The sequence below is a fragment of the Psychrobacter sp. GP33 genome (assembly GCF_014119005.1).
GTDB lineage: Bacteria > Pseudomonadota > Gammaproteobacteria > Pseudomonadales > Moraxellaceae > Psychrobacter.
This window is the reverse complement of the sequence record NZ_JACGYX010000001.1, coordinates 439097-458296: the sequence shown is the minus strand read 5'-3', so window position 1 is coordinate 458296 and position 19200 is coordinate 439097. Positions and strand designations below refer to the sequence as shown.

The 19200-nt window shown below is 42.7% G+C and carries 10 protein-coding genes; 4 read left to right on the top strand and 6 right to left on the bottom strand.

The window, feature by feature from the left end:
* Positions 1–71: 71 nt before the first annotated feature.
* The 4 genes from cgtA to H2245_RS01900 all read right to left on the bottom strand — a co-directional run bounded on the left by cgtA (position 72) and on the right by H2245_RS01900 (position 5949).
* Positions 72–1304 (bottom strand): Obg family GTPase CgtA, encoded by a 1233-nt coding sequence (cgtA, locus tag H2245_RS01915; protein WP_182405447.1) that lies wholly within the window; start codon positions 1302–1304, stop codon positions 72–74.
* 282 nt (positions 1305–1586) lie between these two features.
* Positions 1587–3032 (bottom strand): glyceraldehyde-3-phosphate dehydrogenase, encoded by a 1446-nt coding sequence (locus H2245_RS01910; RefSeq protein ID WP_182405445.1) that lies wholly within the window; start codon positions 3030–3032, stop codon positions 1587–1589.
* Between the two features lie 315 nt (positions 3033–3347).
* Positions 3348–4586 carry a lipocalin family protein gene (locus tag H2245_RS01905; RefSeq protein WP_182405443.1) on the bottom strand — a complete coding sequence of 413 codons (1239 nt, stop codon included), beginning with the start codon at positions 4584–4586 and terminating at the stop codon, positions 3348–3350.
* Positions 4587–4890: 304 nt separating this feature from the next.
* Positions 4891–5949, bottom strand: a complete 1059-nt coding sequence (locus H2245_RS01900) for an NUDIX domain-containing protein (protein WP_182405440.1) — start codon at positions 5947–5949, stop codon at positions 4891–4893.
* A gap of 228 nt (positions 5950–6177) precedes the next feature.
* Between H2245_RS01900 and hemP the strand changes: the two genes are divergently transcribed.
* Positions 6178–6336, top strand: a complete 159-nt coding sequence (gene hemP / locus H2245_RS01895) for a hemin uptake protein HemP (RefSeq protein ID WP_404944648.1) — start codon at positions 6178–6180, stop codon at positions 6334–6336.
* A gap of 176 nt (positions 6337–6512) precedes the next feature.
* Here hemP and H2245_RS01890 read toward each other — a convergent pair whose 3' ends face one another.
* Positions 6513–11510, bottom strand: a complete 4998-nt coding sequence (locus H2245_RS01890) for a translocation/assembly module TamB domain-containing protein (protein WP_404944647.1) — start codon at positions 11508–11510, stop codon at positions 6513–6515.
* Positions 11511–11676: 166 nt separating this feature from the next.
* A complete protein-coding gene (locus tag H2245_RS01885) occupies positions 11677–15093 on the bottom strand; it encodes an autotransporter assembly complex family protein (RefSeq protein ID WP_182405436.1) in 3417 nt (1138 codons plus the stop codon).
* Positions 15094–15508: 415 nt separating this feature from the next.
* On the opposite strand from H2245_RS01885, the gene H2245_RS01880 reads away from it, so the two are divergent.
* From H2245_RS01880 to H2245_RS01870, 3 genes are all read left to right on the top strand, one after another.
* Positions 15509–16831: an MFS transporter gene (locus H2245_RS01880; RefSeq protein WP_182405434.1), complete on the top strand. Its 1323-nt coding sequence runs from the start codon at positions 15509–15511 to the stop codon at positions 16829–16831.
* A 302-nt stretch (positions 16832–17133) separates the two neighbouring features.
* On the top strand, positions 17134–17772 hold the full coding sequence (gene coq7 / locus H2245_RS01875) for a 2-polyprenyl-3-methyl-6-methoxy-1,4-benzoquinone monooxygenase (RefSeq protein ID WP_404944646.1): 639 nt from the start codon (positions 17134–17136) through the stop codon (positions 17770–17772).
* 277 nt (positions 17773–18049) lie between these two features.
* Entirely contained in the window at positions 18050–19168 is a 1119-nt protein-coding gene (locus H2245_RS01870; protein WP_182405430.1) for a hypothetical protein, read from the top strand.
* The last annotated feature ends 32 nt before the right edge of the window (positions 19169–19200 follow it).

Genomic DNA, 19200 nt, shown 5'->3' with positions numbered 1-19200 from the left:
GAAAGTCGCAGGCTAGCTGACCTACTTTTTAACAAAATAATGCTTAAATTTTCGAAGTGATACCAGACAATTTAAGGGGCATACACCACTTCAACGCCATCATCGTCATCGTCGTCAAAGGCTTCGCCATCAAAGCTATCATCGTCCGGCAAATCAGTACCTTCGCGCTGGGCTTTACGAGCGGCACGATAGGCTTCACGCTGCGCTTCTGTATTACGGCGCACCTCTATTTCTAGACGCTCAAAGCGTGCTCTTTGCGCTTCAGCAAATTCTGGAAATTCTAACTCACGCTCACGCTCAAGCTCAATCTCATTCATCAAATGATATTTAACAGGATCGACACCCTCACCTGTGAGAGTTGAGGTGCGGAACACAGCGCCTGTCCAGCCAAGCTGCGCTACAATATGTTCACAAAGCTCATTTAACTCGTCTGCATCGACTATCTGATCGATTTTATTCAAAATTAAAATCTGTGGCAAATTCGCCAGCTCTGGTGAAAAGCGCTCAAGCTCATTGAAAATAATACGCGCATTTTCTACTGGATCACTACCATCAAGCGGTTGAATATCAACAATATGCAGCAGGCGACGTGTGCGTGCCACATGCTTTAAAAATCGAATACCAAGACCCGCCCCTTCTGACGCACCCTCAATCAAACCGGGAATATCTGCCATCACAAACGAGCGATGGCGACCAATATCCACTACGCCTAGGTTTGGCACTAAAGTAGTAAACGGATAATCGGCAACTTTAGGAGTGGCAGCTGACACTTGACGAATGAATGTCGATTTACCTGCGTTCGGTAGTCCAATTAGTCCAACGTCCGCCACAACTTTTAGCTCAAATTTAAGTACTTTTAGCTCACCTTCAAAGCCTGATGTTGCTTTGCGCGGAGCCTGGTTGGTTGAGCTTTTAAAGTGAGTGTTCCCTAGACCACCGTCTCCACCTTTAGCAATCAGGAATGTCTGACCGATTTCAGTCATGTCACCAAGCACTTCATCAGTTTCAGTATCAATAACTGTAGTACCAACTGGCACCGGTAGAAAGACATCATCTGAGCCTTTACCTGAGCAGTTTCTGCTATGACCATTTTCACCGCGCATTGCGTCATAGCGGCGAGTGTAGCGATAATCGACTAAGGTGTTGGTATTATCTTCAGCAATAACATAAATATCACCGCCAGTACCACCATCACCACCATCCGGTCCGCCACGTGGGACATACTTTTCTCGGCGAAAACTGGCGATACCGTTACCACCATCGCCTGCTTTTACGGTTACGATGGCTTCATCAATAAATCGCATGTTACGTTCCTTAATTTACAATTTGGGTTACAGCTCGGGCTAATTTTGTCTGTATGTAAAGACGCTCTAATGAGAAGTGCGACCTTAAATAAAGACAATATCAGTACTTATTATGGCAACAAAACCCGATAACCAATCAGACTATCGGGTAGTGTATGTCATGTTAACGACGACTAGTATAGCATTTAAGCACTCGATACAAACGGTGGTTAATAAGCGATATTAAATATCGCTTATTTTTATACCAGATTACTATACGCAAGAATGTTATAAATCAGACTATTACGCTGGCACTTGAGTATAGCTGATACCTGCCATTTGCGTGGCTAGACGCAGAACTTGAGTGCTATAGCCAACTTCATTATCATACCAAATATAAACGATGGCATGATTATCCGTCAAAATAGTCGCTTGAGCATCAACAACACCAACGTGCGTGGTGCCAACAAAGTCAGTAGAGACTGCTTCTGTTGAGTCAGTATAAGCAATTTGTGACTGCCACTGATTGCTATTAGAAATTTTGCGCATAAATTCGTTTAACGCATCTGCACTTTGTGGTGCAGTTTTTAAATTTAGGTTTAAAATTGCTAAGCTAACGTTTGGTGTAGGCACGCGAATGGCGTTACCAGTCAACTTACCACTTAACTCTGGCAATGCTTTGCCCACTGCTTTTGCGGCACCAGTGCTGGTAATGACCATATTTAATACGGCACTACGACCACGACGATCAGCTTTATGATAGTTATCAATCAAGTTCTGGTCGTTGGTGAACGAATGAATCGTCTCAACGTGACCATTCTCGATACCGTATTCGTCATTTAAGACTTTTAGCATAGGCGTAATCGCGTTAGTGGTACAGCTTGCCGCACTAACAATCGTGTCGTCGCCCACGGTATTGTTGTTGACACCATACACGACGTTTTTAATATTTCCGCCAGCTGGCGCTGTTAACAAGACTTTTTTCACGCCTTTAGACTGCAAATGCTTGCCTAAGCCGTCTTCATCTTTCCAAATACCCGTATTATCGATAACTAATGCATTATCAATACCATAAGCAGTATAGTCAATCTCACTTGGGTCTTTAGCATAGATAACCTGTACAAAACGACCATTAATAATCATGCCGTTATTATCATCATCAATGCTCACGCCACCAGAAAAGCTGCCATGAATGGAGTCACGCTCAAGCAATGACACGCGCTTGGCAAGGTCACCTGCCGCTGCTGGACGTACTACGATGGCTTTTAATTGTAAGCCTTTAACGCTTGACGCCTTTGATAACAGTAGACGCGTTAAGATACGACCGATACGACCAAAGCCGTATAGAACTACGTCAGTTGCGCCATTTTGCGCTTGCTCAGAGGTATTTACTGCTTGCAATGCCGCTGCTAGGTCGCTGTTATTTACAATAAGCTGACCAACATCAATACTGGTTGACTGAAGTTCAGTATGCGCAGCAATCGCTTTTACCATATCTAAAGTATCGGCAATAGCAATCGGCTCAGCGCCCGACTCACGTATGGCAGCTTTTTGATGCAATGCCAATACTTTACTTACTGAGGTAGTATCGAGGTTCTCACCGAACAAGGTTACTTGAACATCTTGCTCGTTATATAATTTATTTAATAATCCAATCAATTCAATAGCTTGTTGTTCTTGATTATTATATTGGCTTAAATGGTCTTGATGTAATTGGCGTAAGGTATCAGCGTTGCTCACGAGGAACATCCTTATAGTCAGTAAAAGGTGGGATAAATAAAAATAATGACAAACGAATAAGAAAATATAAGTAGGATAAAACAATCAATAAAACTGAGGCTAAACAGAAACGCAATCAAAATGGCGCTTTATTGACGATAATAAAGAAATAGCAATAAAAACGGCTTGCCATCGTTGCGCGTAAATCGTCTAGATTCTAGCGCAAAATGCCCTGTTTTGCCAGTGATAACCGTTATTATTGCCAATTATGCAAATGATACGTTGCGTCTTGCAAATATATTAGGACGAAAGACCTGATTAGATGATGAACAAGTCATTGTACTGTTAAGGAACCAGTTTTACATGTTGATTGCTTTGCGTGGTCAATTTAAATTCTCTTAAATCAAAACCTTGCTGCTGGGCAATCTGTCGATATTTACTGTAGGTTTGTTGACTGATATTTGGCGTACGCGCCAGCAACCATAGATACTTCTTATCAGGCGTACCAACGAGAGCCGTTTGGTAATTAGCATCGCGCGCTAACACCCAATAATCTGCGCGTCCTACTGGCAACCAGCGTATCCATGAGGGTAAAAATGTGACTTTTAGCTTGCTGCCTGAATCATCAACCGCTTTTGCCAGCCCATTGGCGCTCATCATTGCACCATCTTCTTTACGACATTGGTTGAGAACATCAATACCTGAACCATCTGCTTTACCAGTATACGTCGCGGTCACGTCACTTGCGCACTTACGCTGAAAATACATAGGCAAACGACCTATTTCATACCATGTTCCTGCATACTGTTCAAGATCAACGCTATCCACTGTCGTTGGCATATTTGCTGACTTATGGATAATTGAGGACGGCTCAATAACTGGCATTTCCGTGCTATTCATTTGAGTACTTTTTATAGCACTGCCTTCAGGTGTTGCAGTCATAGGCATATTTTGCGGTGCAGCATAGGCAGAAAAAGCAGCTAACGGGATAATAATCGCTAAGGCAATCGCAGTATGTTTAATAAGACCATTCATAAATACACGTTCCGGGATTTGAGCGTTTATGTTTGCTGAGTTGAGCTCATCTTTCTCAGTATCAAGATTGAGGCTTTTCATATGCGTATTGGTATTAGATGACGGTTGAACAAGGCTATATGCTTTATTAGCTACACGGTCTTTAAGGAGATGCTCATTAGAGTGTGACTCGCTAGATAATGGGTTCTTAAAAGTAGTTGATGCCACTTCAATCTGCTCTGACACTTTTCTATTGAGCAATTCTTTGCTAGGTGCCTTTTTATAAGCGGTGCTCATAGTTGACTGAGTCTTAGCTGACTGAGCTGCTGCATCAGCAACTGCTCCTTTAGTAGTAAAGACGATATCCGCTGATATCTTGTCTATAGACACATTATCAAGCATATTTTTACTAAATAGATTTTTATAAATATCATCATTGCTGGCACGACCGGTCTGCTTTTTTTTATCGCAAGTAGGATAATAAGATTCTGGCTGCTTAACCGACTGCGACTGAGAACCGGCTGCCTGTGCGTCATTCCATGCTGACAGAGGTAACTTGGTGGTTTTCATAGAAGTCCCATTGTTAACTATTATTTATACTTTAAAATATACTTTAAAAATTTATAGTTTATCTTAAGGGCATGGTCACCGTTAATACAGTGTGGCAGTGTAGGAAAACGCAACGGTTTGTAAGCAATACTCTCGTAATTGAGCAGATTCAATACAGTGTAACGCTTGTGTAAATTGTATAGAAAATAACTGTTCAAGCGGTAATATTGTGTCTATAGACTGGCTATTAACCGCATCATATGCTTCATTTATTCTGAGGCTAATTGTATATTTCGCGCTTGATATCTATACTTATAGCGCGCAGTTAACTACTCATAAACTGCCTTATACCAGCAATACTTGTAGCGCCATAATGAGTGGCTTGCTGATACATAGAAGGTGACAATCCACCTAAAGCAATAACGGGCATATCTGCCAACTGTGCCAGTGTTGTCCAAGCTTCCCAACCTAGTGGCAACTCGTTAAGATGAGTTTGGGTTGCTAATACGGGCGATAGAAAAATAGCAATGACAGGTGCTTGCTGTTTTGCTAAGCGGCTGGCTGCAAGTTGATTGGCAGCTTTAATACTGTCGGCACCGTGACAGCTAATAAGGAGCGGTCGGTCGCTAGCGTAATCTTGCTGCATGTTATCCATCAATTCGGTTTGGGTAAGATGGTAGGCTTGAGTTTGAAAATTATCTTTTACTAAGTTAGTTGTGAATGACGCATTACTATTATTATGCGGTACTATGATTTGGATGTCTGGACGCAGCGTTAATAGTTGCTCGATTAGTTGGCTTTCTGAAGCATTAGCTTTGATACGGATATAAACCCATGCGTCCTGTGGTAGATGTTGCTTATGATAGGTAAGCCATGCCATTTCTGCGTCTGATTGAGCAGTAAAATGCGCTAAAGGATAAGTAATGACAATCTGAGTCGGCAGCTGTAACCAAGCTAAAATTGTTTTATTGGCAGCAGGCAACGGATATGTGCCTGCTAGCAAGTCATTTTTATTCGCCCAAACCAGTGCCTGTCCCTCTAAACCGTGACTCTCATTCTGATGCTCGGCAAACTGTATATCTGTTAATGCTACCCTATAAACCTGTAGGCAAACCTGCCTATCACCATAATCATGGTGCAAACGTCCGAGTTTGACCACTGCATTAGCACTGATATCAATACCAACTTCTTCGCCCACTTCTCGGATCAATGCTTTAGTTGCTGTCTCATCCGCCTCTATTTTACCACCAATAAACTCGTACTTATTGCCTTGATGCAGTGCTTGGTGACGAAAGCCAAGCAGATATTTATCTTGATAATAAATAACGGCAATCGCGACGTTAACAATGGTAGGCGTCGAAGCAGGTGTAAGGTGACTGGGCATATAAATATCCTATATTTAGAAAACTGCAGGGATAGTTTACGATTGACAACTAAAACTATAAATTGAAAAATTACGTAAATTTACATAAAACTGGAAATATTTTCTACTTATAGCTTGCAAAATACATCAATGTAAATGATAATTATTATCGTTAATAAACCTATATATTTTATTATTGTTTTAATTATTTAATGTTTAGCTATTTATATAAAGGAATTGATTATGAGCATGGTTATCTCTCGTTACTTGAACTTCCGTGACAACCGTCTACCAACATTGCAATCTCAGCATTTATTTGCGCTGACTAAAGAGGTACGTATCGAGCATGAAGGGGAAGAATATCGCTTACGCTTGACCCGTAATAATCGTTTAATTTTAACCAAATAGCGCTTAGCGTTAAGCGTGCTTAAAGCATTAGTTATTGATGATACGTCTCTTACATAATGAAAAACGCATACTAAAAAACGCCTTATCGAAGGCGTTTTTTATTGGTAATAATCATTAGTAACAAAAGTATTTTAAAGTCATTACTTATTTAAAGCTGCTTAGTTAAAATCGCTTAGTTAAAACTGCCAACTATATACCACGTCAACCGCATTTTCCGCTGCTGAAGTCGCTTCGATATAGATACGTCGTGTTAACTGATAACGAATAGAGAGGCTGTTTTGCGCATTAAAGACACCGACACCGTAGCGAATATACAAGTCTGGCGTCACATATCCTGTGACATTGACGTTAGTATCTTCACTAGTACCTGATGCATCAACGGTTAAGCTTTGCAGTCCAAGTGCCTGTCCAATTTGATTGGTCAAACTGCGTGTCCCACTTAAGCCAAAGCTCAAACCTGCGGCGGCTAAATTATTAGTCACTTCTGATTTAAAGCCCTGCTCACTGATTTGGGTGGCACCGGTATTATTGATACGTCCGGTGACCAACGCATTCATTGCCTGTTGCTGCGTAAGTCCTGCATTGTTAAAGACCACAATATTAGGACTTTCGGCATTGCCTTTAACACGCAGACCAACGGTTTTACCACTGATATTTTTTACTGCCTCAATGCTAAGATTGGGCTTCATCACATCGCCATTAAAGCGTACTTGCCCATAATTGAGCTCTAGACTTTGCCCAAAGATATTAACATTGGTACGGCGTGACACTTGAATAACGCCTTTGGCACGCATCACTCCTTGACCACGTTGGTTGATATTTAGCGCACCCGCTAACGGAATGACAGCACCAAAACCGCGGAAATTCACATCATCTCCCAAATCGACTCCGATATCGGCATTGATAGACCACGGTTTGGATATTGCCAATACTTCTTCAATATTACCAATCAAGCGGCGATCGAGCACCACGGCATCTTCTGTCTGGGTGATAATATCTTCACTGGCTTCAGGTGGGCGAATAGTGGCGGAAGGCACACTAATTGCACCTTCAATATTGACATAACGATCACCCGGACGCACGATAATGTCAATATCTGGATTTACTTCTGCCAATAACAATGGTGGCTGAGTCAATACTAGACGCTCACCATTAATGCTCAGCTTGGCTTGCAGTTTTTCCTGCCAATTAATCGTACCTGTTAATGTACCCTTGCCAGCACCACTATTAAACTGACCATCAATAATGGCTTCCGTACCGCCAATCTTAGCTTCGGCATTAACATTAGACAGATTCACCGGTAAATCTAACAGCGCGATACGACCATCGACCAGCTTCACATTTCCGTAAATTTGCGGTTGAGTGAGCGTACCACCGAGACCACCTTGCATGGTAATATTACCTTCTAGCACTCGCATACCAGGGAAGAAAGGTTTAAAAATTGCAAGATTTAGCTCATTGAGCACCAGTGCACCAGAGATGGGTTTTGGACTTTTATAAGGGTCAACCAGTACTTCAGCATAACCGCGTGCACCGCCTCCGGTATTGATATCGGTACGCAGCTTCAATCCATTTGCCACAGACATTGCAATTAGTGATACCCGCTTGTAGGGCAAGGTAACAGGAACGCTGTCCCCATCTTGAATCAAGCTGATTTTGCCATTATCAGAGTATAAGGTAGTATTAATCGTTGGCGGATTGCCTCGTCGCCAACCAAGTATCGCCCTACCATCAATCTTACCTTGCCAATCGATATCGTCTGGTAAAAAGGTAGCAAATAACGAACTATCGAGTTTTTGTACGGCAAGATTGACCTGACCTGACGTCGCTGAAGCAATAAGATTCTCTCGCAAACACAGTTTGCCAGTTTGGTCTTCTGCTTGCCAACAATGGGCTGCCAGCTGTACTTTTAAATCACCTGCCGCACCCTTTTGTTGCTGTGGCAAATTCACAATCACTTGAGCCGGTTGTAACTGGTTTAAGGTAGCATATTTAGACTGTACACGCCCATTGCCGATGACACCTGACCAATCAAGGCGCTGACGATTAAACCCGCCTTTCAAGCGTGCCGCCACTTCTAATTTTTCATTTGCAACCGCTAGATCAACAGTATGCGCCTGCTCTGTGCCGGTAAAGTAGGCGGAGATATCTTTAAAAGATTGCCCTGCAACCATCAAGCCTTGTGCATCTACCAGCAATTGGCTTGGGCTAGTGGCAAGATTGACCAGCTTACCGCGAATACGTCCTTGGCTTAAAATAAACCCGGGTAGCGAGATACGCTCACCTATTAAGTCAATATATATGGTTGGTAGCGCCTGTCCAGCAGGCTGCGATAGCGTAGCACCGCCTGTAACTTTACCACTTAACTTCTCTGATAACTGATCAAGATTGGTGATATTAATTTTTGCTTGTAGCTGGCGCGCATCACCGTTTGCCGTAATGTAGTTATCACCCCAACGTATTATCACATTATCAGCAACGAGACTGTCTATTAAGGCATCAACTTGCCGATATTGAGCTTGGACTTCTTGGGCTTGCAAGCGTTTAAAATAGCTGGCTAAATCTTCGGGTAAATGCAGTTTGGCGGCTAAGCTGCCTTGGGCACTGATAGATTGACCTTTTAGAACACCGCTTAGATTCATTTGATTTAAATGAATGATTTGCTGAGACTTTGTCCAAAGCCCATCACTATTTAACGAACCTGTAATCACACTAGGAGTATCTTTGAGGAAATAACCGAGATTAAATCGATCCATCTTAGCGCCGATATTCCAAGCAATGCCTTGGGTCAAATCAACGTTGCCACTCGCATCAATACTGCCCGCTGCTCCCACGTGGCGAAAACGCTCAATACGAATGCGCTTATCATCGCCATTTGCCGCAATACTTAATTTGCCCTCAGGCAGCTGCTCCGCTTTTAAGACACCGTCAAAATTTACCGCAAATTGCTGCAATTTACCAGCTGCGTTTGGATTGTTTTTAGGTGCTGGTTGCCACTGTCCACTGGTGGTCAAATCACCGCTAACAATGGCCGCATAAGCTGGTAAAAAGTAACCAATATTAAAGTTGTCAAAACGCCCTGCCAGCGTCCAGCCAATATTTTTACGTAAATCTAGCGCGCCTTTTGCTTGTACAGCACCTGCTTCACCGTTGTAATTTAGCTTACGGAAACTGACCATCTCAGGCGTACCCGCAGCATCAATTGATAGACGACCTTTGGGCACATCTTTGGTATCAATATTGCCATCAAAACGCGCATCAAACATCGACAGCTTACCACCGATGATATCAACACTGGCATCACCGTTACCAGTGATGCCAATGGTGCGACTGTCTTGACTGGCATCAAGCTGCGCTTTGATATCCGTATTAGTAAAGCTAATGATATGACGCTGACCGCTAACCTTATTTTTACTGATATTTAACAGACGACCGCGCGCACTTAGGCGACCTGTTAGGCGCTCAAGCGGCAAATCGCTGCGATATTTTTTGGGTAGTAAACCGTTAGTCTTTGCATCAATCTGCCAGGTTAACGGACGTTGCTTAGTTGCCAGCTGAATCTGTCCACTACCGGATAAATCGCCAACAATACCATTATAATTGAGACGATTGATGTCAATTACCGTACCTGATTTGCGCAGCTTGACATCATAATTGCCCTTGGGCGCAACATTAAGCTCATTTATCAGCGCTTTGGCGTCTACTGATAGTTGAGTGCCACGAACAATAACGCTGGCTTGTCCGCGTGGGCTATTAACATTGCCGATATTGGGTAGGTTTTTACGGATGATATTTTGCCAAGTAGCATCGATATACCAAGGCGCTTTTTGCTTCGATTTTACTGGAGTTTTGCCGCGGACAATCTTAGCATTGACATGCTCGCCATCACGCTGGCGCAAGTCAGCTTGCAACTGTAGATTGCCTGCGCTATTTTTTTGTTGATAATGAACGGACAAATCACCATTGAGCTTTTGCGGAGCATATACTTTATAATCGGCGTAGTCTTTGGGGATAACCTTTCTAATATCGAAGTTAGTCCCTGTCGCCAATACTTTGGCATCAAAACTGTCTTTCCAATCTAAAATACCTTGCGCAAATAAACGCCCAGCCGGAACATTGGCATTTAGTCTATCAATCCGAAGCTGGCTATCGGCAATCACACCGCGCGCGCGGTAATTCCCTGAAGGGATGTCTTTGGCCGTAATATCCGTATTGATACGCAGGCGAATTTCTGATAGCACCCCGTCAGCAGTCAGCATCCCACTTTTTAAATGAATATTTTGTGCATCGGCGTAGGGAATGAGAATATCATCCCACTGTAAATTAGCTTGGAAGGGCGCATTGTCATCTAAGCCTTGTATTACCACGTCACCGCTCACATCGCCTTCATTATAACGGCTCCGCACCTTGCCCACTGTACGCTTCAAGCTGCCCGTTGCCGTGATATCAAGCGGTGCGACGTAAATCTTCTCTAAAGCACTAACTTCAGCGATGGCGGTCAAATCGAGCGGATAATCACCTTGTAAATCAATCTTACCCTGTAATGCACTGATCTTGACGATATCGCCATAGAATAAATCACCGCGACCGACACTTACCAAGCTATCTACCCAAGTCACATTACGCGCGCTAATATTATGAATAACAATAGGTTCTTTCGGCGCTTGCTTGTAAACAATAGATTGTATGCTAGCGTGGTCAAAGCGCAAATTTACCGGCAGTTTAAGGGTTTTATAGTCAAACGGCTCACCAGTTGGCGGCTTTTTATTGATAATCTCAATACGCTGGATATCAGCTTCACGCAAATGTACTTCTTTAGCAAAAATAGCCCGCCAGCCAATTTTGACATACGCCTTATCCACCAGTACTTCTAAATCTTCATTCACCTTAATATTGATATCAGTGACCAATAAGCCATCGCGCAGATTGCCTGCACCATACTGAATCTCAACACCGGATTCATCACTAATTTTATCTAAAATAAATTTCGTACCCGAGTCTGTGCCTGCCATATAAAAGAATATCGCAAACATAATTGCCAAGACGATGAGCATCAGTATGAGCAGCTTGATCACAAAAGACAGCGGATACCAGCGACGTACCGCGCGCGCATCTCGTTGTGCAGGATCTTCAACCAATGGCGGTTCAGGTGGCGGGGTCTGATGGTTCAATATGACTCTCAACTGGGTTCAAAAGGTTTATAAATAACTTAACAGCAATCGTATGTCTCATTGGCTCTCAAATTAGCCTCATCAATAATTAGTGCTAACGTTTTTGTAGTGCTACTACTTATATAGTAGTGCCGTCATTACAACGCTATTATTCACAATATCAACTGAGTTATAACGGTGAGCCTATAAAGAAGTGCAGTCTAACTGGAATATCCTCTTCTGTCACGCCAGCTGCCACATCGACCCGAACCACACCTACAGGCGACGCCCAACGAATACCGACGCCAACGCCCACTTTAGTATCGGTCTTAAAGTCTTTGTCATAGGCATTACCTACGTCGCTAAATACCGCTGCGCGCAGACCAGGTTTCACTTCATAGTTATATTCGGCACTACCAACTGCTAGTATTTGTCCACCTGATAAATAGCCTTTGTCTATCGGTGATAAGCTGTTGTAATCGTAGCCACGAATGCTTTGGTCACCACCAGCAAAAAAGCGCAGCTTGTACGGCACATTATAAAAATCATCTGCCCAAATATAGCCCGTATTGACGCTACCCAATACTTGATGCTTTTTATCTTCACCAAAGGTATAGATGCCGCTAACGCCAGCACGGATAATGGCTAAATCCGTATCGCTAAATACTTTATCCGCGCCTGCCTCTATTCCGTAATATTGACGATAGCCGCGAGTTGGATTGGTAGCACTATCAGCCGTCGTTTTACTAACCCCGTAGCCGAATAGCAATGCTTGCTGTTTAGGCTTAGAAGATGCAAAACGTACAGGTAAATCTTCAAAAGCCGCTTCATCAATGCCGGTCTCTAACTGATCCAATCGATAACGCATAAAGTAGCTGCGATCCCAACCATTTTCACGGTGGATATTACGCGCCAGCGCCGCTTTTAAAGTTTTGGTAGATAAATCAAAGTTACCTTCACCTTGATCAATCGTTTCCTCTTCATAAGTTAAGCGAGCTTCTAATTTATCATTGAGCGGATGTTTCCATGGTCGACTGGCATATACTGTGGCATTTTTATTGATCCGTGATACCGCAACTTCAGCACCTGCCTGATAACCTTTACGGTTGATTAAATTATAATCTATTTTTCCTGTAGCACGTACACCAGTGTCTGTGCCATAGCCGATACCCACTTGCGCATCACGCGGCTTGTCTGCTGAGACAAAGACATAAAGCGGTACTTTTTTAGTCTGCTGTACTTGCTCAGGACTGATGCGTCCTTCAAGAGTTGGCGGCACAAAATTCTCATCAGCTATTAACAGCTCATCATCTGGGAATAATTTTTTGGCAACGCTACTCACAGAGTCGCTGATTTTTCCTAAAATACTGTCGGTGCCGCTCGATTTTTCATCCAATACGCGGTCACTGGGCAAACGGCTTAAGCGATCGGCTTTTTTCTTAATCGCTGCCAGCTTTTCAGAGGTTTCTTCATCCACTTCAAACTCAATGGGAGCAATATCTGTAGCGTTTATGGCGTCATCACTTGTGGCAGCGACGCTGTCATTGCGATCGCCTTCATTGCTATTCTCATTGTCAATATCGTTATTATCAATATTGCTCGCCAATCTTTTATCTTTAAACCGAACATTGTCTTTTAAATTTAACGTATCAGACCCATTATCGTCATTTACGTCGCTGTCTAAGCCACGGTCGCTATCAATATCATCACTATTGCGCGACTCCCCTTCCTCAACTGGTGCATTATCAAAGGCTAAAGTTGCGGTAGCGCTGAGCTCGTCAGGTGGCAGAATGGTTTCAACGTTAACGGTATTAAAGTAACGGGTAGCAGATAAATCATTAGTAAATTTGGTAATGTCAGGACGGTAGAAAGGGTCACCTGCATTAAAGTCATAAAGCTGACGCAATAAGGACGTTTCAACCGGTAATTTTTCAGGATCGGTGGTCAATGTCCCCGATGCTTTGTCATAGGTGAAAAACACCACATCATCGAATTGATAACGATCGCCCGTATTATAGACCAGCGATATATCTGCAATATTGTCAGGTAAGATAATCTCGACTGATTTATTGAGCCAATATTGATCGAAGTAGCCATAAGTACTGCTTAGAGATTCAAGAGCCGCCTTGCTGTCTTTATAAATACCATGATTAAAGACTTCTCCCTCTTTTGGAAGTAGAGTTTGCGCAAGTGTGGTGAATTCTTCTTGTTCACTACCCTTGCCACGAATATCAACAATGCTGCTCTCAACACGGACAGGCTCGCCAAGCTTTTCAATAATTACATCAATCGAATCGCTGTTAGGTTGGCTTAAGCGCAGAGTAACATCATAATAACCGACCGCTTTTGCCGCATCGAGCGCTATCTGGCGCAAGCGTGGTAAGGCGGCGGTAAAGTCCATCACCGACTGTACCGTGGTGTCATCGAGCGCCGCTTTAATATTATTAATTGGCTGCATACTACTATCGGCTTTGATAAGCTTTGGGGCTGCGTTAGGGATACTTTGTTGCAAATAAACCGTCGTTTCAATATGCGGTAGCGCCTTGTAACCACCATTAAATAGACGATTGTACGCACGTTTAATAAAGCTACCCTTACTACGGGCACGTGGCTTAGGTTTTGACGCATCAACCATGCTACCAACGATGGCTTGAGTTCCCGTTGCTGGCTGATAACCTGGTAGATAATCTTCTGGATTTAATGCTTTATCTGGGACAGCGGTGGATTGCTCAGGAGCTGGCTTACGATTTTGCTCCGCTAATGCACGAAGCGCATCAGGCTGCTGTAAGACATCGTGACTGGCATCCACCTGTCCGCTCGACACCGAATCACTGACATCAACAGGACGCGCCATTATCTCATTGTCTGCACGTGTCAGCGCACTTTCATTAGAGTGTAGGGTTTCAAGATTAGTGGGTGCTGGCAGGTTGGCAGAATCAAGGGTTACATCGAACCCAATAGGCGGCGAGCTTCCATTTAATGTGGCAATCGGGGCATCAAAACCGTTATTATTGCTACTATCATTACCACGTTGCCTAGTGGCGCTATTGACCGCTGCAAGCTCACGCTCAATTTGAGCAGGCGTCATCATCTGATAACCTTGCTGCTGTACATTGAGTGCTTGTTGATGCAAGTTATTATCAAATGAACTTAACGTTTTTTGAGGAGAATCTTGTTCTTGATTTTTGGGCGACTTTTTAGCACCTTTTTTCTTAGTACCCTCTCCAAAGTTTTGTGCGCTATAGTCTTCTAATATTGAGGGTTCAATAATGCCTTGTTCCACAGCCTTTTTTAGTCGTAACGCATCAAGGGTAGTATCAAGCTGAGTTCTATCTACTTGGGTACTATCTGTTGCTGAGCTATCGACTAATAAGCTATCTTGACGACTATCAGCTAGCATGCCAGCTTCAGCTGCCATAGCTGGCGCCACGCCAAACCCAACCATGCTACTACTGGTAATAGCAGTAAATAATGCTGTCCGAGCAAAATAGCAGCGTGGATACGCATAATAACCTTGTCGCACGCGATTTCTATTCTCATCTTTAAAATAAGATAATGGCGATAAGCCAGATTGCTGATAAGGTTGTGGTAAAGGCGAACAGCTCATGAGCACTTTTTCCTATCATGTCATACGGTATCGTAAGTTACCGATGAATCATGTTGTAGCATGGGGTTAAAATAGACGCATAAAATCTATAAATCATAACTGAGATAAGAGCTAAATCATAGGTCTAACGCATGTATTTCTGGCACAGCCTTGCTATTATACGGTCTAAGGTCTGTAAAGCGTATGTTAAGTAATGATACGTTTCTGCTGCGCTGTGTTATTGATGCTGTTATCACAGCCGTTATTGCGACACACCATAGGCAAACACTGACACTGACATTAATAAAGCAATGCTCAAAAAATCATATTTAGAACTCTCATCTAATCTTATATTTGTTTAAATCAACTTTCATTTCATTCATCGTTTTATTATTTTCTTAATCCTAATTAATCTTGTCCGCTTGCAGGAGCCCTCATGGCAAACCAGTTTCAACTATTCAAGCGTCGCCGTTTTAGCGCCATGTTTTTTACCCAGTTTTTAGGCGCTTTTAATGACAATATTTTTAAGCAGGCACTGATACTGGTGCTCACATATACCGCCGCCAGTCAGCTTGGGGTGGCAGTAAGTATCTTAAATAATTTAGCGGCAATGTTATTTATTTTGCCCTATTTTTTATTCTCAGCTTTGGCAGGACAACTGGCAGATAAGTATGAAAAGTCTCAATTAACCCGTTTTACCAAACTGTTAGAACTGTCCATTATGGTGATTGCTGCCGTTGGTTTCGTCTTTGAATGGTATGCCTTGTTATTCGTTGCTTTATTTTTGATGGGGACGCAATCAACATTTTTTGGTCCTATTAAGTATGCGTATTTGCCCCAAGCGATGAAAAAAAATGAGTTGGTCGGTGCCAATGGTTTGTTCCAAATGGGTACTTCGCTGGCAATTTTGCTTGGTATGATTATTGCTGGCGTACTGACACAGCTGCACCAATCGCTGTACTGGATTAGTGGCGTGGTATTAATAGTGGCTGTATTGGGCTACCTCACGTCACGCGCTATTCCTGACATGCCAGCGATGCAGCCAAGCTTAAAGATTAATTGGAATATTTTTACCACCAGTATGTCAGCGGTGCGTTACTTATATTCGCTGCCCTTTTTGTTCTTTGTGATTCTAGGTAATAGCTGGTTTTGGTTTTATGGCGCAACGTTTTTAACGCAAACCCCTGAATTTAGTAAAGTGATTTTGCATGGCGATGAGTCTGTGGTTATTTTCTTACTTACCTTATTTTCAGTGGGCGTCTCTATCGGTTCATTGTTATGCAAAACATTGACAAAAAACCAGGTCAGTATAAAGCTACTACCTTTTGGCATAGCAGGCTTAAGTATTTTTGCCATTGACTTGTACTTCTCGCTATCAGGACTGACGATTGATATAAGTCAGAATTCGTTATTAGGCATCGGGCAGCTCTCTACCATGCCTGGTACGGTGCGAGTATTCGCCGATTTATTCTTTTTAGGCTTTAGTGGTGGCTTATATATCGTGCCTTTATATGCATCGATGCAGGCTTATGCACCCAAAAGTCACCGTGCGCGTATTGTCGGCGCAAACAATATTTTCAATGCGATATTTATGGTTGGCTCTGCTATCTTTGCGATTGTAATATTGAACAGCTTGAAGATGTCATTGCCACAACTATTTTTAGTAACGGGAATACTGAATATTGTCTTTGGTTTATTTTTATATGTTAAGTTAACAACGCATATCGGGCGAGCAACTATGGAAACGCAAGATGGGTAATTGGTGGTAATTAGCCTTGTCCTAAAATGATAGCACGTTGTATGACATTCAGTTACAGACGTGTCAGTTAAATGGTAGGTATGCTGACAATTCTTATGCCGATATTTCAGATTGTTTGTTATAGTAGAGCAAAATTAGGGATTATCGTTGCTTCGGTTATCTGAGCATGTTTAAAAATAGCGATAGTTTTATATAATTTTATTTTCTATAAATACTGTGACTATTGTTTTCATTATATCCATCTCGTTTTTCTTATTATTGCTATTATCAGATATTATTTTAGTTAGGAGCTAACTATGGCGCTGCGTTCCTTGTCAACGACAGATCATTGGTTATTGGGCGTCGATAGAGCGCTGCGGGCGATTGTCCCGCATTCAAATCCAAGCACCCGTCCACTGCCTGTCAGTACTGATATTATTCCGAAACTAAGTATCACAGAAGCGCGCCATGTGGCTGGTCTGATGCGTATCAACCATACCGGAGAAGTGTGCGCGCAAGGCTTATATCATGGTCAGGCATTTAGTGCTAAAGATGATAAGGTCAAGCAAGACATGCAACACTCTGCTCAAGAAGAGGTTGATCACTTGGTATGGTGTGAGATTCGGTTGCGTGAGCTTAGTAGCCATCCAAGTCTCTTTACGCCATTATGGTATGCGATGTCCTTTGGACTTGGGGCGGTAGCGGGCACGATTTCTAATGAGTTTAGCTTAGGGTTCGTGGCAGAAACAGAAGCGCAAGTCAGCGAACATTTACAAGATCATATTGGGCAACTGCCCGTACAGGATATACGCTCACGCGAGATACTTGCACAAATGGATATTGAAGAGTTACATCACCGTGAATTGGCATTGAATAATGGCGGTATAACTTTATCTGCGCCGGTTCGCCATACCATGCGCTGGATGGCAAACGTCATGAAAGCCACGGCTTATCATTTATAACATTTTACTTATAAGCTATATTCAATATAGAGCAAGCCACCTATTAATAGATTCTATTTAATGACAATTATTTAATGACAATTATTTAATGATATTCACTTAACAGATACTTGCGAATATTGGCACGCATTTGTTAAGGTCACTAAAGCCATCAAAATTGTACCGTTTTTCCAGCTTCTCGGTGACAGCACTCGTTTATTGAGTTTAATGTATACCACTAATTACATTCTATTATTTACATCAAGTTAATCACATCAATATAAAGGTAATTATTTTTATGAAAACCATTAACCAGCCTACCTCCCTTAAAAAATCGCATAAGATTGCTACTGTTACCGCTTTAGCAGCCGCTTGCTCTATGATGTTTGCTGTACCAGCCACTGCTGCCGATGACACGTCAGCCTCAGCCGTAACAACGGCAACCAGCACAGTGCCAAGCGCGATTGACTCTAGCAAACGTGTGGTTCGCCGTGCTGGTTCTGTTTCTTCTGCTACTGCAGTCAGTACACCTGAGACAGTAGATACCGCTATTGAAGGTACTGCTTCAGTTGACGCTGCCGCTGATGACATTGCGTATGCACCAAAGGTAACAGTCCTTAAGCCATTGCCTATCGTTTTTGCTCAAAAACCAACCAAAGGTTCAACAGTACAGTCAGCGCCTGCTACTAGCGTAAATAATGCAAACGTTGGCACCCAAGCGGGTAATGATATTAGAAACAGTCAATTGGGTAATATTCCAGTGCCACAAGCTAGCATCGCCAATGTCAGCTTTGTGCCAACCATTATCGTTGCGCAAAAACGTAACTCTGATATCGAAAAACTGGATGTCAGCTTGCTTGATGACTTTATTAAAGACACCTCTCCACATGCCCGTCATTATCCACCAAACTTTCCTAACCGTACTCAGCGCCATACTGCTCGTGAAAAAATTAAAGTATTGACCGATTGGATTGAGCCTTATGCTAGTGCGTCAGATGCTTCATATGACGTGCTGTTACGTGCCGCTAAGTTAAATGGTATGGGACGTAACTTAGATTTAGGTTCTGATTATACGGTGCGAGGTGGCAAACATATTGACCGAGCTATCAAAATCAACCCTAATAGTGGTGAAGCGAATTTCCTTTACGGTATGATGCTCTCAGAAGGCGGCGGATTTAAAGAAGGGCAAAAGTATCTTGATCGTGCAGTTGCGCTTGGCTATACAGAAGCAGAGCAAAGTTTGGCACAGTCAGACTTATTAAGTGATCGTCGTAGCCAAGCTTTAGATCGTTTGCGCCGTCTTGAAAAACAAAATCCAGACAATGTTATTATTCCTCAGCAGATTAAATTGGTTGAAGATGGTAAATATTATATTTGGGATTTATCCACCAATACCAGTGCCAAACCTGCGACATAAATAGCAATTTTATAATGGGTAGTATTTTAAGC